The sequence below is a fragment of the Lacinutrix himadriensis genome (assembly GCF_001418105.1).
Taxonomy (GTDB): Bacteria; Bacteroidota; Bacteroidia; order Flavobacteriales; family Flavobacteriaceae; genus Oceanihabitans; species Oceanihabitans himadriense.
Genome location: NZ_LIQI01000018.1, coordinates 64,295 through 90,127, shown reverse-complemented (window position 1 = coordinate 90,127; position 25,833 = coordinate 64,295). Strand labels below are relative to the sequence as shown.

Here is a 25,833-nt window from a genome sequence, read left to right as displayed (position 1 = left end):
TTTTGAAATTGTTGCTAATTCTGTAACTACTATTGAAAACTGTCATTTAGTTCAAATAACAGTTCCAGAGGATATAGATAGTTGTTTTAATTTTACTGTAGGAGGTCTAGGAGATGGAGAATATCCTTTAGAAACGGGAATAAATACCATGGAAAATAATGAGAATGGAGGATTAACTTTACTTGTTTATAATCTTAACAATGCAACAATGCCATGTGCTAAAAAAGAGGTGGAAATAGTTTGTTGTCCAACATGTAAAGTCGCAGAACAAACCATTTCGATGTTTCCAAATCCTGCAAATAACAACGTATATTTTGAATTAAGTGATTCTAAAGATAAGATAGATCAAATAATTATGAAGAATATTGTTGGTAGAAAAATTTTAGACATAAAAAACAGTGCTACTTTTAATGTAAGTAGATTAAATGCTGGGGTGTATTTTGTAACCATTATTACGCAAAATAACCAAATGTATAAGAGAAGGCTTATTGTAAAATAAAAACAAAACAATTTATAATAAGAAACCCAACACTACAATTAGTGTTGGGTTTTTATTATAATCAATTATTTAGTAACCAGTTTTTTATACGTGATTACTTAAATTTTTTATTAATGGTTTAAAATCTTCGGCAGTATTAAATAAGTGGCAAGAAATTCGAATGTAGTTTCCTCTAAAAGAGACAAAAATGTTATTGCTTGCTAGATCTTTTTTTAGTGCATCTAGGTGTATGTTTTTCGGTAATTCTATTCCGAAAAGATGATGCGTTCTTTGGTCATCATCGGCAATTTTACAACCTAAAACTCTTAATTCTTTTACCGCTTCCGCGGAAATATTTTTACAATATTCTTGGATACCTTTTGGTGTCCATTCAAGAATTTGTTGCAACGCTGCAATTTGCATTTTGACATAAATAAAGTTTCCACTTTCACCAACTTGATATCTATTTGCTAATGGTTTGTATTCGGATTGGTAATTGGTTAAACCAGCAAAATTTTCGCTACCCAATCGGTTAGACCAGTTTTCTTCCAAAGGTTTTCCGTTATCAAAATAAGCACCATAGTATGCATACGCACATCCGTACGGACCAAATAGCCACTTGTAGCCAGCGCAAATTAAAGCATCTGGCTGAATTTCTTTCACCGAAAAAGGTAAAGCGCCAATCGTCTGACTGCCATCAATAATAAGTAATGCTTTATGCTGTTTCGCTTTTTTACTAATCGCCTTTACATCGAATAAGCTTCCGTTAGACCAATGAATATTTCCTAGTGTAACAACTGCCGTTTTATCTGTTATGGCATTTAGAATATTGTTATCCCAAAGTTCTCCTTCCTTTTTACCGACTGTTTTAATAGTCGCATTATAGGTGTCTGCTAGATTTTTCCAAGAATAATAATTACTCGGGAATTGCTCTTCAATAACTAAAATTTCGTCACCTTCCTGTAAAACAATATTGTTGGTAACGGTAGCAATTCCGTAGGAAACAGAAGGAATGGTAGCAATTCGATTATAATCGGAAACATCAATTAATTTTGCAAACAGTTTTTTAAGCGTTACAACGGGTTCAAAATAATCGGAACCCTTTATGGTGTAAGGTCTGTTTTTTTGCTTTAAACCTTCTAATCCTGCTTCGTAGATCGCTTTAAAAGCTGGCGATTGCGACGCTATGTTTAGATACGTGATATCTTCTGGAAGATCAAAAAGGTGTTTTTGGTTTGGTAAAGACATAATAGCTGGTATAATTAATGGTATAAAGCTACTAAAGTTTCCGCAGATTCAATAGGAGAGAAGTAAGAATAAAAAAAGCCTCTAAAAAGAGGCTTATTTATTGGGTGTTTTATGTTTAATGTCGATTATCGACTTATTTAAAATAGCTAAAATCTTCACCAGCTTCAATTTTAAGAAGCGTTTCATAAATCATTTTAATCACATTTTCAACATCGTCTCTATGTACCATTTCTACTGTGGTATGCATATAACGTAAAGGTAATGAGATTAACGCAGAAGCTACACCACCATTGCTATACGCAAAAGCATCGGTATCTGTTCCTGTTGCTCTAGATAATGCAGAACGTTGAAACGGAATCTTATTTGCTTCGGCAGTTTCTGTAATTAAATCACGTAATTTTTGTTGTACCGCAGGAGCATAAGCTACTACAGGGCCTAAACCAAGTTCTAAATGACCTTCTTTTTTCTTGTCGATCATTGGCGTAGTGGTATCATGCGTTACATCGGTAACTATAGCCACATTCGGTTTAATAGTTTGTGTAATCATTTCGGCACCACGTAAACCAATTTCTTCTTGTACCGAGTTGGTAACGTAAAGTCCGAAAGGTAATGTCTTTTTGTTTTCTTTTAATAAACGAGCAACTTCGGCAATCATAAAACCACCCATTCTGTTGTCTAACGCACGACAAACAAATTTATCTTTGTTAAGAATATGAAATTCGTCTGGATAGGTAATTACACAACCAACGTGAACGCCAAGTGCTTCTACTTCTTCTTTAGTTGCACAACCTGTATCTATAAAAATATTGTCCGGTTTTGGAGCTTCTTCTTTAGATTTGTTTCTGGTATGAATTGCTGGCCAGCCAAATACACCTTTTACAATACCGTTTTTGGTATGAATATTTACAATCTTACTAGGTGCAATTTGGTGATCACTTCCTCCGTTTCTAATCACGTAAATTAAACCATTATCGCTAATGTAGTTTACGTACCAAGAAATTTCATCTGCATGCCCTTCAATAACTACTTTGTATTTTGCGTCAGGGTTAATAACACCAACAGCAGTTCCGTAGGTATCGGTAATAAACTCATCTACATACGGCTTTAAATAGTCCATCCAGATTTTCTGTCCTTCCCATTCGTAACCCGTTGGGGCTGCATTATTTAAATATTTCTCTAAAAAGTCCATAGACTTTTTGTTAAGTATGCTCTTTTTTGCCATTTGAATTAATTTTCGTCTAAATTAAGAATATTAATAATAATTTAAAGGTTTCCAAAGCGTAAATTATTAATTTTACTGTGTTTATAATAAATTGGGAATTTGGAGGTGTTATACCTAAACATTTTTCTTGAACTTTTAAAAGATGAAGAAGTATTTAGATATAAAACCCAATTTGGAACGGTTTTAGACATTTAATTTTAAAATAGGAATACTTCCGTGTATACGGAAAATACATATGAAACACATTCTTTACCTTTTTATACTTTTTCCTGCCTTGCTATTTTCGCAAATTAAGGAAGTACAACAGGACACCACCGACTATGAATACATTATAGTTAAAGGCGATTCTACGGTAACTTCGTCTATAGATTTAGAGGAAGTGATGCTTTTAAATAAATTTAAATTCAATAGTCTAGCAGACAGAAAGCGCTATCTTATTATCAAACGAAAAACCATAAAAGTGTATCCGTATGCCAAACTTGCAGCCGAACGTTTGGAAACCATGCAAGAAAGAATGGATGGCATAGAACGTAAAAGTCTTAAGAAAAAATACGCAAGACGCGTGCAAAAGTATATTGAAGGAGAGTTTTCGGAAGAGTTAAAAAATCTAACACGAACCGAAGGACAAATACTCGTGAAACTCATACACCGGCAAACGGGAAAAACTGCTTTCGATTTAATTAAAGAATTGCGAAGTGGTTGGAGAGCCTTTTGGTTTAACAGTACTGCGAGCCTTTTTGATATTTCGTTAAAACGAGAATTTGATCCGGAAAACGAAAAAGAAGATTTTCTTATTGAAGATATTTTGCAACGAAACTTTCAAAATGGTATTTTAGAAAAGCAAGAACCAGCTGTTTCATTCGATTTTTATGCACTTTCTGATAAGTGGTTATCTTCTAAAAACAATCCCTAAATGCGCATACAAACTCTTTTTGAAGAAAAACTCAACGCCTTTTCACATCTAATAGGTGCATTTCTTGGTATTGCAGCATTGGTATTGCTGATTATAAAAGATGCCAATAAAAGTGACTGGAGCCTTTTTAGTGTAATAGTTTATGGTATTTCTATCATCGTTTTATTTACAGCATCTGCGTTGTATCACTATGTACAAGATGAAAAAAAGAAACATTATTTTAGAATTCTAGATCATATAAGTATCTATATGCTTATTGCAGGAACCTACACACCCATTTTATTAATTGCTTTGCAGAATAGCCTTGGTTGGACTTTATTTTATACCGTTTGGGGAATTGCCGCTTTTGGTGTGATTTTAAAAATATTCTTTACTGGTCGTTTTGAAGCTTTTTCAATAATTCTATATTTAGTAATGGGTTGGTTGGTAGTTTTCGACTTTAGCCATCTTAGTGAATTTCTTGGTAGTAACGGCGTTTTATTACTCTTTGCTGGCGGATTAGCCTATACAGGAGGGATTATCTTTTATGCCATTAACAAGATACCTTATAACCATGTTATTTGGCATATGTTTGTTTTGGCAGGAGCCATCTTTCACTTTTTTATGGTGTATTTTTATGTGATTTAAAAGCATAAAAAAACAAGGTCTACAAAAGTAGCCTTGTTTTATATATAATAAAGGATGTAAAGCGATTAAGCTACTACATCTTTCTTCTTGATTTTTCTGTAAGGAAACGAGTTGAAAATACTACGTTTACCAAAACGAGATTGTTTATCGCTTTGTGCAAATTTGATGTATAAACCTTTGTTTACACCAAAGTACTCATAAGTATTACCATCTAAAAAAGAAACTTCTAACAATAAACCTTTATGTTGCCAGTCTAAAATTGGACTAGAAATAGTGGTCGTGTATTCTTCTTTGTTTGCTTCTAAAGTTTCTGGAGCCATACTTACTAAAAAGTGGTAGCCATCAATAACTTTTCTGCTCATTAATTCTGCTTCTACAGCTTTTTCATCACCAGCTTGAAACTTATCTGGGTGCCATTCTTTTACTAAACTTCTATACGTAGTTTTTAAACTTTTTAAAGTCATTTCTTTTTCTACGTTGAATAATTTTTTGTACTCGTTAATACGTTTCATGTGGTAATTCTATTTTCTAAATCGAGTGCAAAGGTACTACTTCTTTTTAAATCAGGAAGTTTTAGTTGCAGAAAGTTGCGTTATTGGGGATTGGAGGTATATTATAGATAAATGCTTTCTTAAATATTAAGTTTTTAATTCATCAAAATAGAATTGAAAAAGACCATTAAGTCTTATTAACCTAAAGGAGTAATTATCAATTTGCCATTTGCGACCTTTCCATTCCTTTTCTATAAACTCTTCATCTTTAACTTCTCCATAGTTATCTAGATCATTACCAAACAAATTGCATATCTCACCAACTAAATTTCGGACCTCCATTGCATAAACTGTATGACTACTTGGTCCATTTTGGCTTAAAATAATAGTTATATTTTCATTGTCATCAGGCAAGAGCATCATTATTTTGTTAAAAAAACCAAAGAAAAAGAAAGGAACAAAATAAGTTCTCAAAACAGAATCCTCCATTTTTTCTTCATAATATTTTTGTGATTGAATAATTTTAAATATTAGTTTAATACTGAAAAGTTGATTTTTGATATCAAGAAATTTTTGATAATGCTCTACAAATTCACTAGGTTTTAAAACTAGAGTATTTATATTAAGTTTTTTGTAAATTACTTTTGTTTTTTTGTATGATTTGTTATCGTTGATAACATAAAAGTTACAAGTTGATGCAAATGCGGAATGAAAGGAATCTTCTGTAGTATTTTTAAAAGTTTCTTTTCTACCTTTTCCTATGTTTATCTTATCTTCTTGATAGCCATGCATATCTAACAGTATATATGCGTTTGAAATTTTATTGAACCATTCTGGAGCATTTTTTGACTTATTAATATAATCATCTGGTGAGCCACCTAATTTTTTATATTTATCATCAATAATTTTGTAAGGGTCGTTTATGTTAAATATTCTATCTCTATTAATACCAATTCCATTTTGAATTGATTTTCGTAATTCCCCATAAGTATCTGACTCATTTAGATTTAATGTCATTTTATTGAAGCTTTCAAAAAAACCTTCCATTGTTGGGTTTGCTTCCAAACCAGGAAATATTTTATTTATTTGTTCGGCACTTTTGGGGTTTTCAAATGCTTTTTTGAAAGAATCATCAAGAGGTATTGATTTTAATAGATTAATGAAGTTTTTTCCAATCATTTTTGTGGATTCATCTTGGTCAAAGATGCTCATCAACCCTTTTAAACTTAAATCATTGAATAAATTTTTGTCGTTTACTCTTTGCTGGAAAAGCTCTTGAGGAGAACAAAAATCTAAAATAATATCCTCATTTGTATTTACTAAGCATTTATTTCCAGTTAAATTAGAAATGAATTCTAAATCTGATTTTATAAATTCTTTTTGTTCATCCGTTTCTTTAAAACTTGAAAGAATATCACCAATATGAGACGTGGAAAAAGGTATGAATAATTTATCATCATTAAAAATGATTTCTTTTAGTTCTGTATGCTTCCCATTTTTTATTTGAGACAATACGTTCCAATCGAAATATATTTTTATCATTAACTGTTTTTTAGCTTGTTATTAACTTTCATGATTAACTGTCTATGTTTTATTAATTTAAACTCCATAACTTAATCTAAGTTAGAAGAATTTTTCAATAGCACCAAGCCTTTTTCAAAAACCTAATACAAAGTTATTAACCTAAAGTGTTGATTTTTAAAAGCTAATATTTTAAACTAGTGTCAACAAATACCCCAAAACTGCTCCACCTAAAACAATAGCAACACTATTTACTTTTTTAAAGACAAACACCATTATTAGACTAACTATTGCAATAACAATAGTGCGCCAATCGGTTAGTGTGTCTTTTGCCATAGTAAAACAAACGGCAACAATTAATGCAACGGCAGCTACATTTACCGCATCTAAAAACGCTTTAATTTTTAGCGATTTTTGTAATCTTGGCAATAATGGGTTTAGTAGAAGTACAAAGAAAAAGGAAGGTAAAAACATACCAAGTGTTGCAAGTATGGCTCCTGTAAAACCATGCATTTGCCAACCAATAAATGTGGCTGTAGATAAAACAGGTCCTGGTGTTATTTGTCCAATAGCAACGGCATCAATTAATATTTGTCGGCTTAGCAAACCATTTGCTACTAATTCGGTATCTAAAAAGGCAAATAGTACATAACCGCTTCCATAGAGAATGGCTCCCACTTTTAAGAAGGTAAGAAATATTTTTAATCCTGTTATTTTACTAGGATCTATTGCTTGTAAAAAAAGGAGTGGTAAGAAGCTGTTTAATTGGTTGGTATTTTGTTTTAGGGTGTAGATGGCTAATCCTAAAAAACCAGAAACAAGAAGTACGGTAATTTCGTTGATCCCAAATACACATGCTACTAATGCGGCAATACCTAAAATGGCGAGTTCGGTATTTTTAATTGCTTTTTTACCAAGTTTATAGGCAGCCATTAATATGATAGAAATAACTGCTGGTTTAATGCCGTAGATAAACGGTTTTACGTTTGGTAATTGTCCGTAGCTTTGATACAACCAAGCAAAAAGTGCTGTAATACACACTGCAGGAAATATAAAACAGATTCCTGCAACAAAAAGTCCTTTCCAGCCTGCACGTTCATAACCAACATGCATGGTCATTTCGGTGGAGTTTGGTCCGGGAATTAAATTAGTCGCACCAACTAAGTCCAGAAAATGTTGGTCGGTCATCCATTTTCTTTTTTTTACCACTTCGTCTTCTAACATGGCAATATGTGCCGCAGGACCACCAAAAGCAATGCTTCCGAGTTTGAAAAACAGTTTTGCGAGTGCTTGAAGTTCTTTTTTTTGCGACATTATAAATATGTTTTACGCTTTGTATGCTATTTTAAGTCTGAGATGTGTTTTTCTTTCAGACCTCTTTTGGAAGCCACAATACTAATGATTAATAGTTGAATGGCGTGATATAGCATGATTGGTAAAAGCAGGATTCCGATGGAAGCCAAATTACCAAAAATGATTTTAGAAAAAACGGTTCCATGCACCAATGATTTTTTCGTACCACAAAACTGTGCAGTAGTTTGATCTTCGGTATTAAATTGCATTTGCTTCGCTAAGAAACCCGTTAAAAAATATAGGATTCCAAAGAGGGCTAAAACCGCAATAAAAAGTAGTAAGATATCTAAAAGCGATATGGAACTAAATAGGTTATCGGCAAAGGAACTTGCAAAACTTTTGTAAATAATAAGAAGGATAATCGATTTATCGAATCGTGTTAATAGCTTGGCGTGTTTTAGTGCAAATGCTCCGAAAAAACGCTGTAAAAGTACACCAAGAATAACTGGTAAAATGATTTGCACGATTAGCTTTACATAGATATCGGTAAAACTGAAATCGGTTCCCGTTTGTTGTACAAATAAACCCATCCATAAAGGGGTAAGCACAACACCTATAATTCCGGAAATACTAGCGTTAAAAATGGCAGCGGGAATATTTCCTTTTGCAATAGAAACCATGACTACCGATGAGGATACGGTAGAAGGAAGGGCAGCCAAGAAAAAGAAGGCTAGCCAGATGATTTCTTGTTCTTCGTTTTGAATTAACGGACGAAAAATTAATACCAATAACGGAAAAATCAAAAAGGTAGAAGCTTGTATTAGAAGATGTAATTTCCAGTTTTTTATGCCTTCTTTTAGTTTTGTCGGACTTAATTTAAGTCCGTAAAAAAAGAAGATAAGCGAAATTCCTATCGCACTGATGGTATCTATAGGGATTTCACTTTGTGGTGTTCCCCAATGCGGAAAAAGATAAGCTAGTCCAATGGTTGCTATAATAGAAAGTACAAATCCATCCATTTTTATTTTCATAACTTTTTGTTTGCGACGCTAATTTAAAGATTGCTACAACACACACTTTTGGAAAATATCTTCAAGTTCTTTTTCTGGATCGGTGGTTATTCCTGGATGTGTTTTAGAACTTTGAATAATGGTACTTCTGCACGCAGTTAGCCATCTAAATCTATCGGAAAGTTCTAGCGTGCCTATTTTTCCTCCGGAAGGAGCACCTTCACAAACTAGTTTCCAAGCATGAAGGTATTCATTAAATGTTTCCAATTCCATTTCGCAAGCAAAGGCTTTCAGTTTCTCTGGATTAATATGGTATTTAATACCTAGAAATTTCTTCCGTTTAGAAAAAAGGATGACTCCAACATTAAAGAATTCTTCCCTTTCTACTTTAGGAACAATTCGAATTATTGCATATTCAAATGTACATCTATCTTGCATCTTTGGCTTCTTTAATTAATAGATCTATTTTAGAAAATCTTGTGGTTATAAAGGTAATATATGCTTCACGCATTTCTTCAGGGAGCATGGTGTCTGCTTCGCTAATTAGCCAGTCTTCTGGAATATTAGAAATAATTTCTACAATTTTATCTTTATCTAAAAGCTGTTGGATTTCTTTTGCAGCTTCGTTTAATTGGGTTGCTTTTTGTAAAAGCACATGGTCTTTTATAAGCGGAAACGTTCTAGTAAGATGACTTTCCCAGGTTTTCCAATTGTGATGAAAGTAAAAACTCGCGCCATTATCAATCACCCAAAGCTCATTATTCCAATGTAATAAATTGGTGTTTTTTGCGGTTCTATCAATATTACTTATCATGCTATCAAGAAGTACTACTTTGGAAGCTGTCATAGCGTCTACAGTACTTACCAAAGGATCAAAAGTAATAGCACTAGATAAAAAATGCAAGCCAAGATTTAAACCGACACTAAATTTAAGAAGGTCTTGAATTTCTTCGTCTGGTTCTGTTTTGCTGAAGGAATCGTCGAGATTCATAAAGACTAATTCTGGAACTTTTAAGCCAATTGCTCTGGCTATTTCACCACCAATAAATTCGGAAATTAATGCTTTTTTCCCTTGTCCGGCGCCTCTAAATTTTAATACATATAAAAAGCCATCATCAGCTTTCACGATTGCAGGAAGCGAACCACCTTCTCGCAAAGGATGCACGTATTGCGTAACATCTACGGTTCTAATATCAATTGTATTCATAGAGTGGAAAATGTAATTATGCGAATTTACGTGATTTTATATAAAAGTACTACCAAAAACGATACATACATTATTTACATTTTATAGACTATAAAAGAGGTGTTTCAGTTTCCTGTTTTTTACGAATATTTTATGTGTGATTATAGGAATCGTTTCCTATTTGTGTCTAGTTTTTATTGTGGTGTTTTAATGTAAAGTGTTAATTTTTAGTATTTATGTTTTGAAAGAACAAGACTAAGTGATTCTACTCGTTTATTTTAAGTAGTATTTAAACTCTAATTTTCAGGCAATTATCCACCGATATTTGTAGTGTAATCAAAAACATAATATTCGATTTGCTAGCTATTCATTTTTTTGATTATAACGAAGAGACTTTCAAAGGTCTTCATTATTCTATTAATTATTAAATATTTGAATCATGTCAATAAAAATCAATTTAATTAAGAATCCTGGATTTGTTTTTTCAGGAATGGAAACAGCGAATCAATCGCTAAGAGCAACAGCATCTACAGCGCAGAATCAACAGTTTAAAAACATGGAAATTCAGAATGGCTATGGAACAGCAACAACGGTATCTGTTAGTCCTGGATTGGGAGCAGAGGTAACTGCTAATATAAGAATAGAAGTTACTTCTGTTTCTGAAGAAAGCTTCAAACAGATTATTGAAGAAGTTAAAAAGAGTAGTAGTTACAAAAACAATAGTAATTTTCAAAAAGAAGTAAATGGGGCTGCATATTCGTCTGCTGCATCTTCATCCTCTGGAATTTTTGGATGGTTAGTTGGTAAAAGTTCTAGTAGCTATTCAAATAGCAGCAGTAATCTTACGGAAAAGATTAATAAATATGACTCTGGAGATGCCCATAACGATGTAACTGTAGCTAATTCCGTAGCAAACATAATGGTTAAGAGTGCTTCAAAGGTATTGGTAACTTCTAGTGTTAAAGTGACAGGACAACTACTTCATCCTTCTCCAACGGTAATAGCAGTAGAATCTACTGTATTTTCGTTTACAAAAGAAGATGGATCTACATCCTCTGTTACTATGTTAAATCAAACACCATTAGTTCCTGTAGATGCATCCAATGGTACTGTAAGTGGTAATACACTTGCGGCAGGATCCAAAATTAAAATAGGACCAATTGGTTCGTAAATACTAAAACACCACTGAGTTTTAGAGCACGTCTCTTTTATTTAGTGGTGTACTATAACCTAATTTTAATAAAAAGCTGTGGCGTAAGTTCACAGCTTTTTCAATGTATTAGGGTACTTGTTTTTTTGAAGTATCAAAGAGGCAAGTGGTTGAATACCTTTTACTAGCAGTAGCATACTTTCATATTGGTATTGTTTTTAAAATATTTCTTTTGTAGTCAAAAGGAAATGCTAACCAATAAAATGAATACGGGAACTTCTACTAACGGACCAATAACTCCTGCGAATAAAACTTATTTTTGTTTTTTGTAGATTTTGATAAAAACAATTTGGTTTTTAAACTCTTTTATTACGTCATATTCCTTTGCTAACACCTCATAATCTTTATCACTGATGTTGTAGATGTTTGAGTAAAAAACATATTCTGCACCTGCTTTAAAGCCTTTGAAATTTTTAGGATTCCCATTTAAATCAATATTATCTATTAGTGCAGTATTAGGAAAAAAGGACTGTACTTGATCGATATCAATTTCTTGTTCCTCTAAGTAGTTTATAGCTTGATTTCTAAGTTTGTAATATGGCAGATGGCCTAAAGTAGAATCCCATCCTTGAGAAATTTTATCTGGATATACCCAAAAGTTACCAGTTGTTATTGCAAGTAACCAAATACCAATTAATACTCGTTTTAAAGTTACACTAGAATTTGAATAAAATAAGATTCTAGCACATAATAAAGCAAAGGTTAAGTATATAGGTAATAGGTACCTATGTGCAAGTAAGTTTTTTGCCCATAGCATGTTTAATGGTAAAATAAGAAGAATACAGATAAATATAAATAGAAGTTGTCGTGTTAATTTATCTCTAAATATTTGTTTTCCATATTTTAGAAATAAGATAGAAAATACGATCCAAATTCCAATTCTACCAAAGTCAATAATTCGCCAAAATAAGATGCCTATATTAAAAAAGTACCCTTTTAAATTTACAGATTCAAAACAATTTGCCCAAGGTGAATCTTCGTGATATCCAATCCATCCTTTTTCCAGATAATGGTAAAGATTAAACAAGATAAATACGAACACAGCTGGTAAATATATTTTGCTTCTTTTTAGTAACGAATAAAATATCTTCTTAACAGAATTGTTGAAATTCACATTGTAGAAAATATCTATAATAAGAATACAAAAAGCAACCATCATACCTCGCATACTGGTAAGAAAAAGTAGCAGTATACTAATTAATAAAATATGTTTTTTGTTTTGGAGAACACTATTTAAACCTAGTAAAAAGAAAAAGACTAAAGGTATGTCTGGTGAAATTAAAGTAATCTGACTTAATAAAGTAGGATCTAAAAATACTAATAAGAATACAATACCAATATGCTCTTTTTTAAAGAAAAATGTTACTGTTTTTTTGAGTTGCCAAACAATTCCTAAGACAAAGGGTAACATGGATAAATGACTAACAATAAGGCTTTTTCCGAAAAGGCTCCATATGAAAGCAAGGTAAAACCCAAAGGTTGGAATATGTCCACTATCTATAGAATTAGGTAATAATATATTTGAAAAATTAGTTGACAAATAATAATTAGCATGTTTGGAAGCTAATTGAATGGTATCCCAAAAAAAACTGTTTTGTAAACTAGATGTATATAAAACAATTAGTATAATTAAACTTAAATAGTAAAATAGATTGTCCTTAATTAGTTTTAACATTAGTGTTGGTCTAATGGTTTTTGAAAAATTGTAAAATTCATTTTCATACGCTTTGCTAAGAAAAACATACAGGATGTTTTAACAACACCTAAACCATAAATGACACTACTTTTTAAATTAATGGAAGAAGCCTCTTCAAAATATTTTGTTGGACATGTGATTTCTGCAATTTCGTAATTATAAAATACTATTTGAGATAGCATTTGATTATCAAAAACAAAGTTATCTGAGTTTTTTGAATAGTCGATAGATTTCAAAACTTTAGAAGAAAAAGCTCTATATCCAGTATGGTATTCCGATAACTTTTGACCAATCATTATATTTTGAAAAAGGGTAAGTATTCTATTGCTTATATACTTATATATTGGCATACCGCCTAATAATGCGCCATTTCCTAATATTCTGGAACCTAACACCACATCATATAAGTTATGCGCAATTAAATAGCACATAGAATGAATAAGTTTGGGTGTGTATTGGTAATCAGGATGTAACATTACTACAATATCCGCATCTAATTCTAAAGCTTTATTATAACATGATTTTTGGTTTCCACCATAACCTTTGTTTTTATTATGCTTAATAATATGTTTTATTTGAAGTTTTTCGGCAACTTTAAGAGTATCGTCTGTGCTATTATCATCTACCAGAATTATTTCATCAACGATATCAAAAGGGATTTCATTATAAGTGTTTTCTAAGGTTTTAGCAGCATTGTAAGCTGGTAAAACAACTATTACTTTGTTATCTAATATCATTTACATTCAATAAATTAGCTTTAACTCAAATAATACAAGTTTATTTTAACTACTTGTATATGTTAAGCGAAACTACTTGAATTATTTCACAAAGTCAAGTTTAAGTATTCTCATTTCCAAAATATTTCTTTCGCAACCAAAAGGAAACTCTAACCAATAAAATTAATGCAGGAACTTCTACTAACGGACCAATAACTCCTGCGAATGCTTGTCCGGAATTCAACCCAAATACAGCAATAGCAACTGCAATGGCTAATTCGAAATTATTTCCAGCTGCTGTAAATGCCACCGAAGCGGTTTTGTCATAAGTTGCACCAGTAGCTTTGGTAAAGAAAAAGCCAATAAGAAACATTAACGTAAAGTAAATAAGTAGCGGAATAGCAATAATAACCACATCCATTGGTATTTCTACAATCAATTCTCCTTTTAACGAAAACATAACCACAATAGTAAAAAGTAGCGCAATTAAAGTAATTGGTGAAATGGTAGGAATGAACTTTTTGGTGTACCATTCTTCTCCTTTTAAAGGCACAAGAATTACACGACTTAGGATTCCTAAAAGGAAAGGGATTCCTAAATAAATAGCGACACTTTCGGCAATGGTAGTTATAGAAATATCTACGATAGCACCTTCAAATCCGAAATAGGGCGGGAGAACCGTTATAAAAAGCCATGCATAAAAACTATAAGCAAACACTTGAAAAATACTATTTAAAGCGACTAAACCTGCACCGTATTCACTGTTTCCTTCGGCAAGATCATTCCAAACTAAAACCATAGCAATGCAACGTGCAAGACCAATTAGTATTAGTCCGACCATATATTCCGGATAGTCTCTTAAAAAAATAATCGCCAAAATAAACATTAAAACTGGACCGATAATCCAGTTTAGAATAAGCGAAATAGAAAGGATTTTCGTGTTTTTAAAGACTTTTGGTAATAAGGCATAATTCACCTTTGCTAAAGGCGGATACATCATTAAAATTAAACCAATTGCAATTGGAATATTGGTGCTTCCATGACTTAACGAGTTGATGAAATCTGGAAAGTTAGGCGAAAAATAGCCAATAGAAACGCCTAATGCCATGGCTACAAAAATCCATAAGGTTAGGTTTTTATCTAGGAAACTTAATTTTTTTGGTGCTGCCATTTTTAAGATTGAATTTGAGAGAATACGTAAAATAATTCGGTTGCAATTTGTAGACTTCTTTCGTTGTATTTTTCTGCTTGTTGTGGTGTATTATCAAACGCTTTTGGATCTTCGAAAGTAATTGGAATACGTTTTTCTGCACCAGCAATAAACGGACAACCACCATCTGCTTGCGAGCAGGTCATAATTGCAGCGAATTCCGATTTCGGATTAAAATTCGCATCCAGTTTTTTTGAAAAACAGATAACAGGATGTTCGTTGTTAGAATGTTTAATCGTGTATACCGGGTTTTTACCTTCAGAAATAGTGCTTACTTCAAAACCTGTGTTTTTTAAAGTTTCTGCAACCATAGGAAATAGGGCAGTAGCTTCGGTTCCTCCAGAATAACAAAACACATTTTTAATACCAAAATGGTATGCTAAAGTTTGTGCCCAAACTTGTGATAAATGACTTCTTCTAGAATTGTGCGTGCAAATAAAGTTTAATCTAATTTCTTGATTTGCATGTACTTTTTCTTGAATATATGTTGCCAGTGGTTGCAGCGTTTCTTTGCGTGCTACATCTATATTTTCTTTATTTAACGTTGCAATAGATGCTTCAATAGATTTAAATAATGCCATTTTTTATTGGTGTTTAAGAATAGATTAGCAGCAACCGCTTCCTGGTTCGCAAGAGTTTCCTGTTGGGATATCAGAGAATTGTAATTTTGGTTTTGCTTCCGGAATTCCACAATTATCTTTAGCTAAACAGTCTGTTTGTTTGGTAGTAAGTACGAAGTTGGTGCCGTCAAAATCTAATCCGAATTTACCAATAGTATCTGCTTGGTATTCTACTTCAATCTCTAAATCTTCGATACCTAGCGTTTTTTCTGAAAGTTCTATAATGTGCATTAATTTTTCAGGATGCAATCTGTGATCGTAATCGTTAGCATTCCATAATTGAAAGTTTACCACTTCTTCTTTTCTTACGGTTCCACCACAATCGATAAAGTGTTTGGTGATTTTACCAACTTCGGTAACGTGAAAATGATTTGGTACTAATTCGCCATTTGGTAATTGAAAAGCAATGGTTTCTAATTGTTGTAAATGGTTTTTAATTTCTGAAAGTTTCATATGTTTATTTTTTTAATTATTTTATGTGACATCCTTTTACTTGTGTGTCCAGTATTGGTTAAGGATGTTTTAAAGTTGTATTTGTTTATTGCGATTATACGATTAATGCTTTAAATTTTTTTTAGCAACAGTCTGTGTTTTGTATATCTTGATCTAAGAATTGTAACATTACATTTTTCATTTTGCTCCAGTTTTCGGTATGTATACAATAGCAAACACTTGTTCCTTCTACGTTTCCTTTAATTAACCCTAAATGTTTTAGTTCTTTTAAATGCTGAGAAATAGTAGGTTGTGCAAGTCCGATTTGGTTTACTAAATCCCCACAAACACAAGCATTAATTTTAAATAAGTGCTGTAAAATAGCCACTCTAGCAGGATGTCCAAAGACTTTAGCAAATAATGCAATCTCGTTTTGTTGGTCTGTAAACATTTCGGTTTTAGCTAATCCCATTTTCGTTTTATTTGTTCATTGCAATATTACGATTAATATTTTAATTAGTAATTATGTTTTTCAAAAAAAGTATATTATTTATAATGTAAATAGGGGATAGGCGTTATTCTTTTTGCTTTATCGTCCAGTCTATTCCTCGTTCTTTGGCAAAAGCTTCAATAGGTTCTAGACCAATTTCTTTTCTTCTTTTATTAATGAATTGTGGCTTATCAATTTCGAAAAAAATAAGATTTCCATCTTTGTCCTTTGTGGTTTGCGAACCATAAACTTGTGGTTTATTGTCATTAATAAGCATTCTATCTATTAGTCTTGCATATTGCATGGCTTGCGATTCGCCTTGTAAAACAGAAGCTTTCATTAGTGGTGCATATTTTTCCTTCATTTCTAGATTGCTGTGCTGCATAACACTCCATATTGCACCATTTGCTAATCTGCCAACATCACTTGTACCCAACCAGCCATGTGTATCCATAATTTGTATAAGTTCCTTTTCAATACGTCTGTCTTGATCTTCTACTACTTTCCAGAAATAATCCATTTCAGCAGAGTCTGTACCAAATTTCTTCTCTGCATCTTGATACAATCTTCTAAAGAGTTGGTCTTGCATAAAGAGCGTTTCTAGTTTGGTTTGTATAACATACATTTCTTTTTTATTCGCAGGATCTACTTGTGCATCTATGGAAGATGACAAAAGACTTATTATTAGAACAAAGATTATTTTTTTCATAATTATTTTATAAACTATTTATAATAGACGAAGTTAGGAGTAATTATTTTAAATTCAAATTTAGCAAATATTTCTAATAAGTTATTATTCAGGTATTTATACGCTAGTATTAATGCTTTTAAAATCAGATATTTACATTAATTGAGAATTAACTTGTATTCGTGTTATTCCATTAAAATTCAATAGTAATTAATTATATATGTTTTAGCTACTGTATTGTTATTTGCAAATTGATTTCCAGCCCAACTATTAAGGTTATAGAGATTATAAGTTCATGAAGTCGTAAACCCTAAACCTAAGATTCACCTATTGATTTCAAGAAATACTTGAAACACAATTAATTAATATCTTAAGATTATGAAAACATCCGTTTTATTATTATCCATAAGCTTTCTAATGCTTATTGGATGCAGTAACGAAAATGTAGATATTTTAAAGGAGCCAGGAACCGGAGAATTAGTTTATATTTTTAATAACAACAGTGAGAATCCAACTTGGGAAACAAGGTTTCTAGAAGATGCACAACTAACTAAAAGTAACTCAAATATTCTAACTAACAATGCTAAAATGGGAAATAGTGCACACACGCATGGTAATATTGATGGTGGCTCATTGACTTTTAATTGGTCGGGAATTGAAAACAATGGAGGATCACACGGAAGCGCTGTTATTACGCAAGACTTCGGACCTTTTGTGGTTACTATTAAAATGGAAACATCCTGTATATCTATTTTGAATAATGAGGCGGTTTATGGAGGTACAATTACCGAGGTATTAAATGATCCTTTTAATGGTTCCGGACCTTATGCTTTGGGTAATACGCTATTTTTTAAAGTAACGGATAACGGCCAAGGAAGAAATGCAACTGCAGACCAGTATGTTCAAGCTATTGTTACCTCTACTTTAGATGGTTGTGATTCTTTTTCGCCAAATTCCTCTTTTTGGAACTTACCATTTATATCTGTTGCAGATGTGGAAAGTACGGATATGGTGAAAGTAAATAACTAAAGCCTTTTTTTAGTTGTTTGATTTGACGTAGCAGCTTTTGTTTGTATCGCCTTAAATGGAAAGTAGCCAATAAGAAGGGTTTATAAATAGAAAGGAAAATGAGTTTAAGAACTCTTATTTTGGATCATGAATTTGCAGATCTGTTAGGTTTTCGATTAGAAAATTAGCAACTTCAGGAAGATTATTTATAAGTTCTTCAACCACTTTTGGATCTGCTAAATCGGTACGAAGTCCGGGAAGCATACTCAAAGAAGGATCATCAAAATCGGCACAACCCATTGCCCAATTTTCAAATAAACGATGGTCTGTAGGAGTTTCAAAAAGGATTTTAATATCCGAATGCCTAGTATCTTTTTTCAGACGGATAAAAAGGGCATCTATAGTTTCTGGTTCTCCTTCAATAACTTGAAGAAAATAACCTTCTTTATACATAAGTACACCACTAATATTATCTATCATATTGTACCCACGAGCTTCATGTAGTAAGTCTAATAAGTCACGTTTACTAAGTGACACGGTTGCATGACTAGTATAGACTAGGCGGCGTAATTTCATATTAAATACTATTTGGGTTCGAATGCGTTTGTTTTACTGCTATTAATAAGTAAGTAGGGTAAACAAATTTAGAATAAACTTTTTACAAAGGCAAGTTTTTTAAACTTTTATAATGTGCTGATTGTCATTAAATAAACCTATAAATCCGAAGTGCTTGTATTCCAGAAAACAGCGACTTTACTTCTTGTATTTTGTGAAATTGGACTTTTGTATTCTTGAATTATTTTCGAAGTATTTACAGCATTCAATCAAAGCATCCATGCTTTTATTTTAGCGTATACTTCTGGAGTATTTAATAAATCTAAATGCTTGTTTTCATAAGCAATCCAAGTATTTTTCTTTTTAAAGCTTAAATTTTTATCCGGATTTTCATGTTGTCCTAAAGCGCTTTTTACTCCCACCATATTGTCTCCCAATAATTGCTTGATATTAGATTTAGTTTCTTTACCAGCAACACCTGCAATACTATAACAAGATACTTTTTTGGGTAATGAAATATGTTGGCTTTTATCGCCTTGCATTTTAAACCTATCGTTATTTTTCCAGTCTGTATCTAGCAAGTTTCCATATCTTAAATCGGTAACACCAGCACTTCTTATTTTTCCTAATCTAGCAAAAGGTTTTGCATAAGGAACAGCCTCTAAAACAACATCTAAATAGTTTCCTGCTTTTTCTAAAGGAGCGCCATGATGTGGAGTACCAAGAAAAACAACTTTTTTAAGATGCTTAGTCCATGATTTTTCTTGTTGCTCAGCATAATATATTGCGCTTCTAGAAACCAAACCACCCATACTATGCGCAAGGATAGTAAGTTCTTGAACAGGAACAGGCCAGTTTAAAAGTAGCTCTTCTAATAATTGATTTAGTTTTTGTCCGTTTGTAGAAACATGAAGACCACTATTATAATGCAAAAATATAGGTGTTTTTTGTAATTCTTCTGCTAAAGCTATTCCGTGATTATGTTCCTTTCTAGTCCATTGCATATCATTCATACAAGAACCATGTACCATTAAAATGATTTTTCCGTGGATAGTAGGATATGCTTTTGTAATGCTTTTTTTATCTAGCGGAATTGTTTTTCCTTCCTTTCGGAATTGCATATTAATACCTAATGGATTTTCGGTTTCTTCCAAATAATCACCAACAACGCCGTTTAAAACGGATTGTAATATTTCCCTTTCTTCGGTAGTTTTCATGGTACTACTTAAGGAAACAAATTTACCTAAGGCTTTATCTACAGTGCTTCCAATGAGTTTTGTAGTCCATCTAATATTTTTATATGCTATTCCAGAAATATTAGTAATTAGATGCTGTATTGGAGTAGAAGGTAAAAAAGGAGGATGCACTACGCTTTGATGCATAGATTCTACCAAGTCGGTAATTCCTATGGTGGCATCGGTAAGTAAACGACTGATGCCTTGTAGTTTGGAGTCTTCCTTTTTTTTGCGAGCCATTTAAAATTTTATAAATGAAATTATACTTTTAAAATATCCTGGTATTCTTCAAAAAAGGCTTCAAATTGGTGCATATTTTCATTAAAAAAAACCATGACTTCTTGCCAGGTATTTTTGTTATGAATAGATACTTTTTTTTCTAAAGGAAGATAGATTCTCGAAATTTCTTTACCATTTTCTAAGAAGTATTCTTCTTCAAAAATAGCATCCGGTAAATACTCATTCAGTAAAATCGATTTTAAAGATTCTAGTTTTTCCCAAATGGTAATTCGGTTTTCTAAATCGTCTTCTAAGTCTAGAGCAATTAATGCTGTTTTGTTATCAAAATGAAACTTAAAGCTAAAACCTTTTATTTTAGTATTGTATAAGGTCCATTTTCTTGGAAATGATTTTCCGAAGCTGGTCCAAAATAATTGTTTTATCTGTCTTGATTCTTCTCGTGTAAACATAGTTCTTCATTTCCGCGAAGGCGGAAATCTTATGATTTTAGTTTTGTTAAAAAAATGTTTTTTACTTAACTCAATTTCCTTTTTTATTCTTCAAAATTATTTGAAAATTTAAAAGATTTCCGCCTTTGCGGAAATTAAAAAGTATCAAACAAAATAAGCAATTGCAATAGCAGCAATAATGGTTATTAGTTTGGTAATATTAAATTTATGGTCTTCGTTACTTTCAAATAAAATAGTGGTTGAAATATGTAAAAATATACCGATTACTATTGCTGAAATTTCATAATAATAGTTTTGAATAAAGCTGAAATTTTCAGAAAGTAAAACACCAAAAGGCGTCATTAATGCAAATAAAACTAAGAAAAAAGCAATCTTTGTTTTTGGCAATTGCGACGCAAAAAAGAACGTAGCCAGTATAATAGCAACAGGTAGTTTATGGATAATAATTCCTATAAGTAAACTGCTGTGATTATGTATTGGGATTCCTTCTAATACACTATGAATACTCAAACTTATAAATAATAACCAAGGGAAAGCGGTTGCGCTTTTATCTAAATGTACGTGACCATGTTCTGCTCCTTTAGAGAAAAATTCTAATATGATTTGCATCAAAATACCAATCATTATAAACAAACCTACATACTCATTACTTTGCGCATACACTTCTGGTAAAAAGTTAAAAACAGTAATAGATAGAAGGAAAGCGCCACTAAAAGCGAGTAGTAATTTTAGATTTTTGTTTTGTGATGGTTTTAAAACTAAAACAAAGGCATAACCTAAAAGGACACTTAATATGGGAAGTAATATGTTTTGCATCTATTTAAAGAAATATTTAATTTAAAGACTCTTTGACAAGCGCAGAGTGACAGTTTTGCTTATTAATGACATGTCGATTATTACTACGACTATTTAAAAATCATGATTAATCTTTCGCTTTGTTTGGCATGAAATGGATTTAGCTTAAAATCGCCAAAGACATCTAATAAATAAACGCCAGCTTGCTCAAAAAGCGCTTCGAAATCTGCTAAAGTAAATCCTCTTACACGTTCTTGAAAATTATAATCTTTACCTTCAGCAGTAAAAGAAATATCTTTAATAATATAACCATCTACAACACTTCGTTTTTGAGTGAAAGCAATACCTTCAACGGTTTTAACGTCTTCTGCAACTAGGTTATCTATTACGTATTCACTATTCATAAAATCGATAACACCAAAACCAGTTTCGTTTAATTCTGCTTTTATCGCTTTAATAGTATTTAGATTGTCTTCTTCTTTATCAAAATAGCCAAAACTGGTAAACAAGTTAAAGACAGCATCAAACTGTTCTTTATAGGGTTTACTCATGTCATGGACATTAAATTTTAAAGTTTCATTTTCAAATTGCTTGGCATGTGTAATGCTATTTGCAGATAAATCTACTCCAGTAACATTATAGCCTAAAGTGTTTAAATAGATGGAGTGTCTGCCTTTTCCGCAAGCTAAATCTAGTATTTTTCCACCTTCCGGAATATTTAAGTAATTGGTAAGATTATCCATAAACTGTTGGGCTTCGGTATAATCTCTGTCTTTGTAAAGAATATGGTAAAATGGAGAGTCAAACCAAGAGGCAAACCATTCTTTTTCGCTTTTTATCATGTATTGTTATATATCAGCACAAAAATAATCTATTTTTGCAATCTATTTGTCGAAAAACATGGAGAATAATTATAAAATGCTAGCCAAAACTTTATTTGGCTTTGAAGAGTTATTAGCAAAAGAACTAACACAGCTTGGTGCACAACAGGTGAAAATTGGGGTGCGTAGTGTTACTTTTGTTGGAGATAAGGGTTTTATGTATAAAGCAAACTTAGGTTTGCGTACAGCTATTAAAATTTTAAAACCTATTAAGACTTTTAGAATTGTTAATGAAGAAGACTTGTATAAACAAGTGTACAAAATGGATTGGAGTGAATACATGAAATCTTCTGGTACTTTAGCAATTAGCTCTACAGTGAATTCTACACAATTTACACATTCGCAATATATTTCGCTTAAAACGAAAGATGCCATTGTAGACAAGTTTAGAGATACTACTGGTGAAAGACCAAATGTGGATTTACGTTTTCCAGATTTAAAGATTAATGTGCATATTGATAGACAAATGTGTACGCTTTCTTTAGATTCTTCTGGAGAGTCGTTACATAAACGTGGTTATAAAACAGCAACTAATATTGCGCCAATTAACGAAGTACTTGCTGCTGGTTTAATTATGCTTTCTGGTTGGGACGGACAAACCGATTTTATGGATCCAATGTGTGGTTCTGGGACCATGCTTGTGGAAGCAGCAATGATTGCTTGTAATATTCCGCCAAACCTAATGCGTAAAGAATTTGGTTTTGAACGTTGGAGTGATTGGGATGTCGAACTTTTTGAAAAGATAGAAGAATCCTTATTAAGTAAAACTAGAGATTTTCATCATCGATTACTAGGTTTTGATAAATCACCAAGTGCTGTTGCAAAAGCAAAAGAGAATTTAAAAAATGCGCATTTAGACGAATTTGCGACTATAAAACACGAAGATTTCTTTAAAACTAGAAAAGGAGGAGAGGAGAAACTACACATGGTTTTTAATCCGCCTTACGGAGAACGTTTAGATAATTTAGATATCGAAGATTTTTACGGAAAAATTGGGGATACTTTAAAACAAGGTTATCCAGGAACAGATGCATGGTTAATTACTTCTAATTTAGAAGCTTTAAAGTTTGTAGGCTTACGTCCTTCACGAAAAATAAAAGTATTTAATGCAAAGCTAGAAGCGCGTTTGGTGAAATACGAAATGTATGCTGGTAGTAAGAAGGGGAAGTATATGAAACCAGACGAGGATTAGTTTTAAGTATACTGTCTTTTGTTATTGGATTATTTGCTCACTTTTGGGAATTCTAAGAAAAGCTGATTTACTAAAGTATTAATGTGCTTTCTTAAAGCAGGTTTCGATTTGTCTAATTCGCAAGGAATGGTAGCTTGCCATATTACTTGATTTTTTTCTAAATCGGAAACATACAGAATGAGTGTTTCTTTGGTATAAATAACAGAATTGATGGTACAGGTTCTCCAATAGTCAAATTCATTATCTAATTCGCAGTTTTTGACAAAGGTTTCTTTTTCTGTTATTGCGATTTTAAAACCAGCTTGCAATTGCGGACTAAACACATTGGTTCTATAACCTAAAGCGGCCATATTCTTGTCTACTTCGCCTGCAATTAATTCGCGAACATAGGTATTATCTAAGTTAGGATATTTGGTGTTGTTTACTTGAAAATCGTCCAAACAAAGCATGAAAGTATCATAGTAGTTAAAGTCTACTTCTTCATCATATTCAGATATAATATCTACTGTTGCTGCACAACTGATGCATAGCGTAAAAACAAAAAAGTATAAAATTTTTAAAGATCTCATGAGGTATGTTTATTACATAAAGGTCTTTAATTATAAGTAACTTAACAATGATATTTGTCAGTTTTAGAAACTAGTATTTTTCTTGAAGTATTTGCGTGTGATGTTCTACATGATGTGCTGTCCACATAATAATTTCTCTCACTGGCATTTTTCCCATTAAAGGATGTGGTAGAATATATGTATCGAGTTGTTTATCGTTCCAGCGTTTTAGCGTTTTGTATTGAAGCTTTTTATTCTCTACTTGTAGTCTGTTGAGTATGTATTCTTTTTCGCTTACCGTTGGCACTTTCATGTTTTGCGAACCTTTAAAGGTTTTGCCTTGCACACCTAATAATCGTTCTTGATATCGCTTTACAATAGCATCATAATCTCTTACATCTCTATTTGCTTTACCAAATTTAAATTTCAGTAAGATTTTAGGCATACTTAACGCATCGTTAAGCGGTTTTATACTTTGTAGTAAATGAAGTGCTTGCTGACCTGTGGTCCATTTTCCATCGGGACCTTCTTCCCATTTATCGGCTTTCTGATTTTGTAACCAATCCACAAGTGTATTATGTTTCTCTTCTAGATTGCTAACAATATCTTCTTTGTTCATTTTTATCCTTTTTTAAATAAAGGAATAAGGTAAGAAATATTATAGCTATAACCTACACCAAAATTACTGCCATCGTAGGTTTTGTTATAGCCAGGAATGTAAAGGTTTTCAAAATTATCTGGTTGATCTTGGCTAAACACATTTTTTAATTGTGCATTAATACCAATAAATAAGTTTGGTAGTATTTCTGCTTTAATACCAATAATTAATTCTGCCCAAATAGCAGTTAAGCCACTAGATTTTGCAGGATCGTTAGAAACTTCTTGTTCCCAATATTGCTCTTGCGAATAGACGGAGTAGCTATTTCTAGTTTGACTAAAGGTACTTGCTCCAACACGTAAACCACCATAAATCATATTATGCATACCAAACCAATTGGTGTACGAGTTATAATCTACTCCGGCTTTAAAATAAGAACCTGAAGCTGTAGTATTAATATAATCGTTACCTAGAGTTCGTTCTTCTGTACCAAGCTCTCCAGCAACATATAAACGCTTTGTTAGTCTAAAATCTGCCATGATTTCAAAACCTTTATAGTCATCTTCAAGAGCCGTTCTTATTAATTTGCTTAAATCTCCACCAACACGAAGTCCGTATTTTTGAATGTGTTTAATTGAATCTTTTTTAGCTTTGGCAATACTATCATTCTGCGCATTTGCAGAAACACAGCATAACATAAAAAAGACAAAGATATTAATGGAAAAGGTTAAAGTGCGCTTCATCTTCATTGCTAATAGGTTCGTTATCTGTTGTGGATAGTATATAGTCTATCCAATTATTGGAATCATCTTCAACGGTTATGGTAACATTTTCAAACACGGTTTTATAACCACATGCTTTAGATACGTAATCTAGTTTTGTAGTATAAGAAATGGTAATGATGTCTTCGTTTCCATTTGGATAATCATCAGAATCATCATCTGGCGTTCCATTGTCGTTAATAGAATAATTATTATGAAATTTAAATTGCGTAGAATTTTCTGAGGTTTTTAAAGGCAAATAAACACTACTAGCAGTAACAATATCGTAATCGCTTAAAACTTCATCATTATCCACACCTTGTACTCTAAATTTAGATACCGTTTTCAAGTTATCGGTATTGGAACTATTGTAAAACTGGATGTATAACCTTGCAGTGGTGGAAGTCTCATCCGAGCATATATCATCTTTTTCGCAGCTTGAAAAAGCCACAAAGACAATGATAATTGGAATGATAATAAATTTTAGTTTTTTCATGTTTACTTTCCGCGAAAGCGGTAA

Annotated in this window: 30 protein-coding genes; 6 read left to right on the top strand and 24 right to left on the bottom strand. The window is 32.2% G+C overall.

What is annotated here, in order from left to right; genetic code table 11:
* On the top strand, positions 1-499 hold a 499-nt coding region (locus AMD28_RS05740; protein ID WP_152975556.1), incomplete at its 5' end, for a T9SS type A sorting domain-containing protein.
* Between the two features lie 84 nt (positions 500-583).
* On the opposite strand, the gene AMD28_RS05735 is transcribed toward AMD28_RS05740, so the two are convergent.
* A complete protein-coding gene (locus AMD28_RS05735) occupies positions 584-1,726 on the bottom strand; it encodes an aminotransferase class V-fold PLP-dependent enzyme (RefSeq protein ID WP_055443200.1) in 1,143 nt (380 codons plus the stop codon).
* A gap of 133 nt (positions 1,727-1,859) precedes the next feature.
* Complete coding sequence (locus AMD28_RS05730; protein ID WP_055443199.1) at positions 1,860-2,948, bottom strand: M42 family metallopeptidase; 1,089 nt, start codon at positions 2,946-2,948, stop codon at positions 1,860-1,862.
* 235 nt (positions 2,949-3,183) lie between these two features.
* Between AMD28_RS05730 and AMD28_RS05725 the strand changes: the two genes are divergently transcribed.
* Both AMD28_RS05725 and trhA read left to right on the top strand, forming a co-directional pair.
* Positions 3,184-3,861: a DUF4294 domain-containing protein gene (locus tag AMD28_RS05725; RefSeq protein ID WP_055443198.1), complete on the top strand. Its 678-nt coding sequence runs from the start codon at positions 3,184-3,186 to the stop codon at positions 3,859-3,861.
* Positions 3,862-4,488, top strand: a complete 627-nt coding sequence (gene trhA / locus AMD28_RS05720; protein WP_055443197.1) for a PAQR family membrane homeostasis protein TrhA — start codon at positions 3,862-3,864, stop codon at positions 4,486-4,488.
* Positions 4,489-4,553: 65 nt separating this feature from the next.
* On the opposite strand, the gene AMD28_RS05715 is transcribed toward trhA, so the two are convergent.
* The 6 genes from AMD28_RS05715 to AMD28_RS05690 form a co-directional block, all read right to left on the bottom strand.
* A complete protein-coding gene (locus AMD28_RS05715; protein ID WP_055443196.1) occupies positions 4,554-5,000 on the bottom strand; it encodes a KTSC domain-containing protein in 447 nt (148 codons plus the stop codon).
* A gap of 126 nt (positions 5,001-5,126) precedes the next feature.
* Positions 5,127-6,521, bottom strand: coding sequence for a hypothetical protein (locus AMD28_RS05710; protein ID WP_055443195.1), 1,395 nt, complete (start codon positions 6,519-6,521; stop codon positions 5,127-5,129).
* A 171-nt stretch (positions 6,522-6,692) separates the two neighbouring features.
* Entirely contained in the window at positions 6,693-7,814 is a 1,122-nt protein-coding gene (gene chrA / locus AMD28_RS05705) for a chromate efflux transporter (RefSeq protein ID WP_055443194.1), read from the bottom strand.
* Positions 7,815-7,840: 26 nt separating this feature from the next.
* Positions 7,841-8,824 (bottom strand): bile acid:sodium symporter family protein, encoded by a 984-nt coding sequence (locus AMD28_RS05700; protein ID WP_055443193.1) that lies wholly within the window; start codon positions 8,822-8,824, stop codon positions 7,841-7,843.
* A gap of 33 nt (positions 8,825-8,857) precedes the next feature.
* Positions 8,858-9,241, bottom strand: coding sequence for a DUF3037 domain-containing protein (locus AMD28_RS05695; RefSeq protein WP_055443192.1), 384 nt, complete (start codon positions 9,239-9,241; stop codon positions 8,858-8,860).
* Positions 9,231-10,010 carry a HipA family kinase gene (locus tag AMD28_RS05690; protein WP_055443191.1) on the bottom strand — a complete coding sequence of 260 codons (780 nt, stop codon included), beginning with the start codon at positions 10,008-10,010 and terminating at the stop codon, positions 9,231-9,233. The genes AMD28_RS05695 and AMD28_RS05690 overlap by 11 nt, the downstream gene beginning before the upstream one ends.
* 418 nt (positions 10,011-10,428) lie before the next feature.
* On the opposite strand from AMD28_RS05690, the gene AMD28_RS05685 reads away from it, so the two are divergent.
* Positions 10,429-11,160, top strand: coding sequence for a hypothetical protein (locus AMD28_RS05685; RefSeq protein ID WP_055443190.1), 732 nt, complete (start codon positions 10,429-10,431; stop codon positions 11,158-11,160).
* Positions 11,161-11,452: 292 nt separating this feature from the next.
* On the opposite strand, the gene AMD28_RS05680 is transcribed toward AMD28_RS05685, so the two are convergent.
* The 7 genes from AMD28_RS05680 to AMD28_RS05650 all read right to left on the bottom strand — a co-directional run bounded on the left by AMD28_RS05680 (position 11,453) and on the right by AMD28_RS05650 (position 17,072).
* Positions 11,453-12,874, bottom strand: coding sequence for a hypothetical protein (locus AMD28_RS05680; protein ID WP_055443189.1), 1,422 nt, complete (start codon positions 12,872-12,874; stop codon positions 11,453-11,455).
* Positions 12,874-13,632 (bottom strand): glycosyltransferase family 2 protein, encoded by a 759-nt coding sequence (locus tag AMD28_RS05675; RefSeq protein WP_055443188.1) that lies wholly within the window; start codon positions 13,630-13,632, stop codon positions 12,874-12,876. Before AMD28_RS05675 ends, AMD28_RS05680 begins: the two co-directional genes overlap by 1 nt.
* Before the next feature lie 100 nt (positions 13,633-13,732).
* Positions 13,733-14,782, bottom strand: a complete 1,050-nt coding sequence (gene arsB / locus AMD28_RS05670) for an ACR3 family arsenite efflux transporter (RefSeq protein WP_055443187.1) — start codon at positions 14,780-14,782, stop codon at positions 13,733-13,735.
* Positions 14,783-14,784: 2 nt separating this feature from the next.
* Positions 14,785-15,402: an arsenate-mycothiol transferase ArsC gene (locus AMD28_RS05665; protein ID WP_055443186.1), complete on the bottom strand. Its 618-nt coding sequence runs from the start codon at positions 15,400-15,402 to the stop codon at positions 14,785-14,787.
* 24 nt (positions 15,403-15,426) lie between these two features.
* Positions 15,427-15,894 (bottom strand): DUF6428 family protein, encoded by a 468-nt coding sequence (locus AMD28_RS05660; protein ID WP_055443185.1) that lies wholly within the window; start codon positions 15,892-15,894, stop codon positions 15,427-15,429.
* A 121-nt stretch (positions 15,895-16,015) separates the two neighbouring features.
* Entirely contained in the window at positions 16,016-16,345 is a 330-nt protein-coding gene (locus AMD28_RS05655; protein ID WP_055443184.1) for an ArsR/SmtB family transcription factor, read from the bottom strand.
* Positions 16,346-16,448: 103 nt separating this feature from the next.
* The gene (locus AMD28_RS05650) at positions 16,449-17,072 is read right to left on the bottom strand and encodes a DUF6624 domain-containing protein (protein WP_152975555.1); all 624 of its coding nucleotides are present in this window, start codon (positions 17,070-17,072) and stop codon (positions 16,449-16,451) included.
* A gap of 357 nt (positions 17,073-17,429) precedes the next feature.
* On the opposite strand from AMD28_RS05650, the gene AMD28_RS05645 reads away from it, so the two are divergent.
* Complete coding sequence (locus AMD28_RS05645) at positions 17,430-18,080, top strand: hypothetical protein (protein ID WP_055443182.1); 651 nt, start codon at positions 17,430-17,432, stop codon at positions 18,078-18,080.
* A gap of 114 nt (positions 18,081-18,194) precedes the next feature.
* Here the strand turns inward: AMD28_RS05645 and AMD28_RS05640 are convergent, their stop codons facing one another.
* The 5 genes from AMD28_RS05640 to AMD28_RS05620 form a co-directional block, all read right to left on the bottom strand.
* On the bottom strand, positions 18,195-18,635 hold the full coding sequence (locus AMD28_RS05640) for a BLUF domain-containing protein (protein ID WP_083478247.1): 441 nt from the start codon (positions 18,633-18,635) through the stop codon (positions 18,195-18,197).
* Positions 18,636-18,883: 248 nt separating this feature from the next.
* Positions 18,884-20,089: a lipase family alpha/beta hydrolase gene (locus AMD28_RS05635; protein WP_055443180.1), complete on the bottom strand. Its 1,206-nt coding sequence runs from the start codon at positions 20,087-20,089 to the stop codon at positions 18,884-18,886.
* A gap of 20 nt (positions 20,090-20,109) precedes the next feature.
* The gene (locus AMD28_RS05630; RefSeq protein WP_055443179.1) at positions 20,110-20,538 is read right to left on the bottom strand and encodes a DUF4268 domain-containing protein; all 429 of its coding nucleotides are present in this window, start codon (positions 20,536-20,538) and stop codon (positions 20,110-20,112) included.
* 144 nt (positions 20,539-20,682) lie between these two features.
* Positions 20,683-21,354 (bottom strand): ZIP family metal transporter, encoded by a 672-nt coding sequence (locus AMD28_RS05625; protein ID WP_055443178.1) that lies wholly within the window; start codon positions 21,352-21,354, stop codon positions 20,683-20,685.
* Positions 21,355-21,443: 89 nt separating this feature from the next.
* A complete protein-coding gene (locus tag AMD28_RS05620; protein WP_055443177.1) occupies positions 21,444-22,175 on the bottom strand; it encodes a class I SAM-dependent methyltransferase in 732 nt (243 codons plus the stop codon).
* Between the two features lie 58 nt (positions 22,176-22,233).
* On the opposite strand from AMD28_RS05620, the gene AMD28_RS05615 reads away from it, so the two are divergent.
* Positions 22,234-23,406: a THUMP domain-containing class I SAM-dependent RNA methyltransferase gene (locus AMD28_RS05615; protein WP_055443176.1), complete on the top strand. Its 1,173-nt coding sequence runs from the start codon at positions 22,234-22,236 to the stop codon at positions 23,404-23,406.
* Positions 23,407-23,435: 29 nt separating this feature from the next.
* On the opposite strand, the gene AMD28_RS05610 is transcribed toward AMD28_RS05615, so the two are convergent.
* From AMD28_RS05610 to AMD28_RS05595, 4 genes are all read right to left on the bottom strand, one after another.
* Positions 23,436-23,975, bottom strand: a complete 540-nt coding sequence (locus AMD28_RS05610; RefSeq protein ID WP_055443175.1) for a DUF4136 domain-containing protein — start codon at positions 23,973-23,975, stop codon at positions 23,436-23,438.
* 70 nt (positions 23,976-24,045) lie between these two features.
* Positions 24,046-24,573, bottom strand: a complete 528-nt coding sequence (locus tag AMD28_RS05605) for a DinB family protein (RefSeq protein ID WP_055443174.1) — start codon at positions 24,571-24,573, stop codon at positions 24,046-24,048.
* A gap of 2 nt (positions 24,574-24,575) precedes the next feature.
* Positions 24,576-25,301 (bottom strand): DUF6048 family protein, encoded by a 726-nt coding sequence (locus AMD28_RS05600; RefSeq protein ID WP_055443173.1) that lies wholly within the window; start codon positions 25,299-25,301, stop codon positions 24,576-24,578.
* Complete coding sequence (locus AMD28_RS05595) at positions 25,267-25,809, bottom strand: DUF6452 family protein (RefSeq protein WP_055443172.1); 543 nt, start codon at positions 25,807-25,809, stop codon at positions 25,267-25,269. Before AMD28_RS05595 ends, AMD28_RS05600 begins: the two co-directional genes overlap by 35 nt.
* Positions 25,810-25,833: the final 24 nt, after the last annotated feature.

What these genes read in the sequence shown, in the direction of transcription:
- AMD28_RS05735 (WP_055443200.1), bottom strand. Translation starts at nt 1,726, where the DNA reads ATGTCTTTACCAAACCAAAAACACCTTTTTGATCTTCCAGAAGATATC.
- AMD28_RS05730 (WP_055443199.1), bottom strand. Translation starts at nt 2,948, where the DNA reads ATGGCAAAAAAGAGCATACTTAACAAAAAGTCTATGGACTTTTTAGAG.
- AMD28_RS05725 (WP_055443198.1), top strand. Translation starts at nt 3,184, where the DNA reads ATGAAACACATTCTTTACCTTTTTATACTTTTTCCTGCCTTGCTATTT.
- trhA (WP_055443197.1), top strand. Translation starts at nt 3,862, where the DNA reads ATGCGCATACAAACTCTTTTTGAAGAAAAACTCAACGCCTTTTCACAT.
- AMD28_RS05715 (WP_055443196.1), bottom strand. Translation starts at nt 5,000, where the DNA reads ATGAAACGTATTAACGAGTACAAAAAATTATTCAACGTAGAAAAAGAA.
- AMD28_RS05710 (WP_055443195.1), bottom strand. Translation starts at nt 6,521, where the DNA reads ATGATAAAAATATATTTCGATTGGAACGTATTGTCTCAAATAAAAAAT.
- chrA (WP_055443194.1), bottom strand. Translation starts at nt 7,814, where the DNA reads ATGTCGCAAAAAAAAGAACTTCAAGCACTCGCAAAACTGTTTTTCAAA.
- AMD28_RS05700 (WP_055443193.1), bottom strand. Translation starts at nt 8,824, where the DNA reads ATGAAAATAAAAATGGATGGATTTGTACTTTCTATTATAGCAACCATT.
- AMD28_RS05695 (WP_055443192.1), bottom strand. Translation starts at nt 9,241, where the DNA reads ATGCAAGATAGATGTACATTTGAATATGCAATAATTCGAATTGTTCCT.
- AMD28_RS05690 (WP_055443191.1), bottom strand. Translation starts at nt 10,010, where the DNA reads ATGAATACAATTGATATTAGAACCGTAGATGTTACGCAATACGTGCAT.
- AMD28_RS05685 (WP_055443190.1), top strand. Translation starts at nt 10,429, where the DNA reads ATGTCAATAAAAATCAATTTAATTAAGAATCCTGGATTTGTTTTTTCA.
- AMD28_RS05680 (WP_055443189.1), bottom strand. Translation starts at nt 12,874, where the DNA reads ATGTTAAAACTAATTAAGGACAATCTATTTTACTATTTAAGTTTAATT.
- AMD28_RS05675 (WP_055443188.1), bottom strand. Translation starts at nt 13,632, where the DNA reads ATGATATTAGATAACAAAGTAATAGTTGTTTTACCAGCTTACAATGCT.
- arsB (WP_055443187.1), bottom strand. Translation starts at nt 14,782, where the DNA reads ATGGCAGCACCAAAAAAATTAAGTTTCCTAGATAAAAACCTAACCTTA.
- AMD28_RS05665 (WP_055443186.1), bottom strand. Translation starts at nt 15,402, where the DNA reads ATGGCATTATTTAAATCTATTGAAGCATCTATTGCAACGTTAAATAAA.
- AMD28_RS05660 (WP_055443185.1), bottom strand. Translation starts at nt 15,894, where the DNA reads ATGAAACTTTCAGAAATTAAAAACCATTTACAACAATTAGAAACCATT.
- AMD28_RS05655 (WP_055443184.1), bottom strand. Translation starts at nt 16,345, where the DNA reads ATGGGATTAGCTAAAACCGAAATGTTTACAGACCAACAAAACGAGATT.
- AMD28_RS05650 (WP_152975555.1), bottom strand. Translation starts at nt 17,072, where the DNA reads ATGAAAAAAATAATCTTTGTTCTAATAATAAGTCTTTTGTCATCTTCC.
- AMD28_RS05645 (WP_055443182.1), top strand. Translation starts at nt 17,430, where the DNA reads ATGAAAACATCCGTTTTATTATTATCCATAAGCTTTCTAATGCTTATT.
- AMD28_RS05640 (WP_083478247.1), bottom strand. Translation starts at nt 18,635, where the DNA reads ATGAAATTACGCCGCCTAGTCTATACTAGTCATGCAACCGTGTCACTT.
- AMD28_RS05635 (WP_055443180.1), bottom strand. Translation starts at nt 20,089, where the DNA reads ATGGCTCGCAAAAAAAAGGAAGACTCCAAACTACAAGGCATCAGTCGT.
- AMD28_RS05630 (WP_055443179.1), bottom strand. Translation starts at nt 20,538, where the DNA reads ATGTTTACACGAGAAGAATCAAGACAGATAAAACAATTATTTTGGACC.
- AMD28_RS05625 (WP_055443178.1), bottom strand. Translation starts at nt 21,354, where the DNA reads ATGCAAAACATATTACTTCCCATATTAAGTGTCCTTTTAGGTTATGCC.
- AMD28_RS05620 (WP_055443177.1), bottom strand. Translation starts at nt 22,175, where the DNA reads ATGATAAAAAGCGAAAAAGAATGGTTTGCCTCTTGGTTTGACTCTCCA.
- AMD28_RS05615 (WP_055443176.1), top strand. Translation starts at nt 22,234, where the DNA reads ATGGAGAATAATTATAAAATGCTAGCCAAAACTTTATTTGGCTTTGAA.
- AMD28_RS05610 (WP_055443175.1), bottom strand. Translation starts at nt 23,975, where the DNA reads ATGAGATCTTTAAAAATTTTATACTTTTTTGTTTTTACGCTATGCATC.
- AMD28_RS05605 (WP_055443174.1), bottom strand. Translation starts at nt 24,573, where the DNA reads ATGAACAAAGAAGATATTGTTAGCAATCTAGAAGAGAAACATAATACA.
- AMD28_RS05600 (WP_055443173.1), bottom strand. Translation starts at nt 25,301, where the DNA reads ATGAAGATGAAGCGCACTTTAACCTTTTCCATTAATATCTTTGTCTTT.
- AMD28_RS05595 (WP_055443172.1), bottom strand. Translation starts at nt 25,809, where the DNA reads ATGAAAAAACTAAAATTTATTATCATTCCAATTATCATTGTCTTTGTG.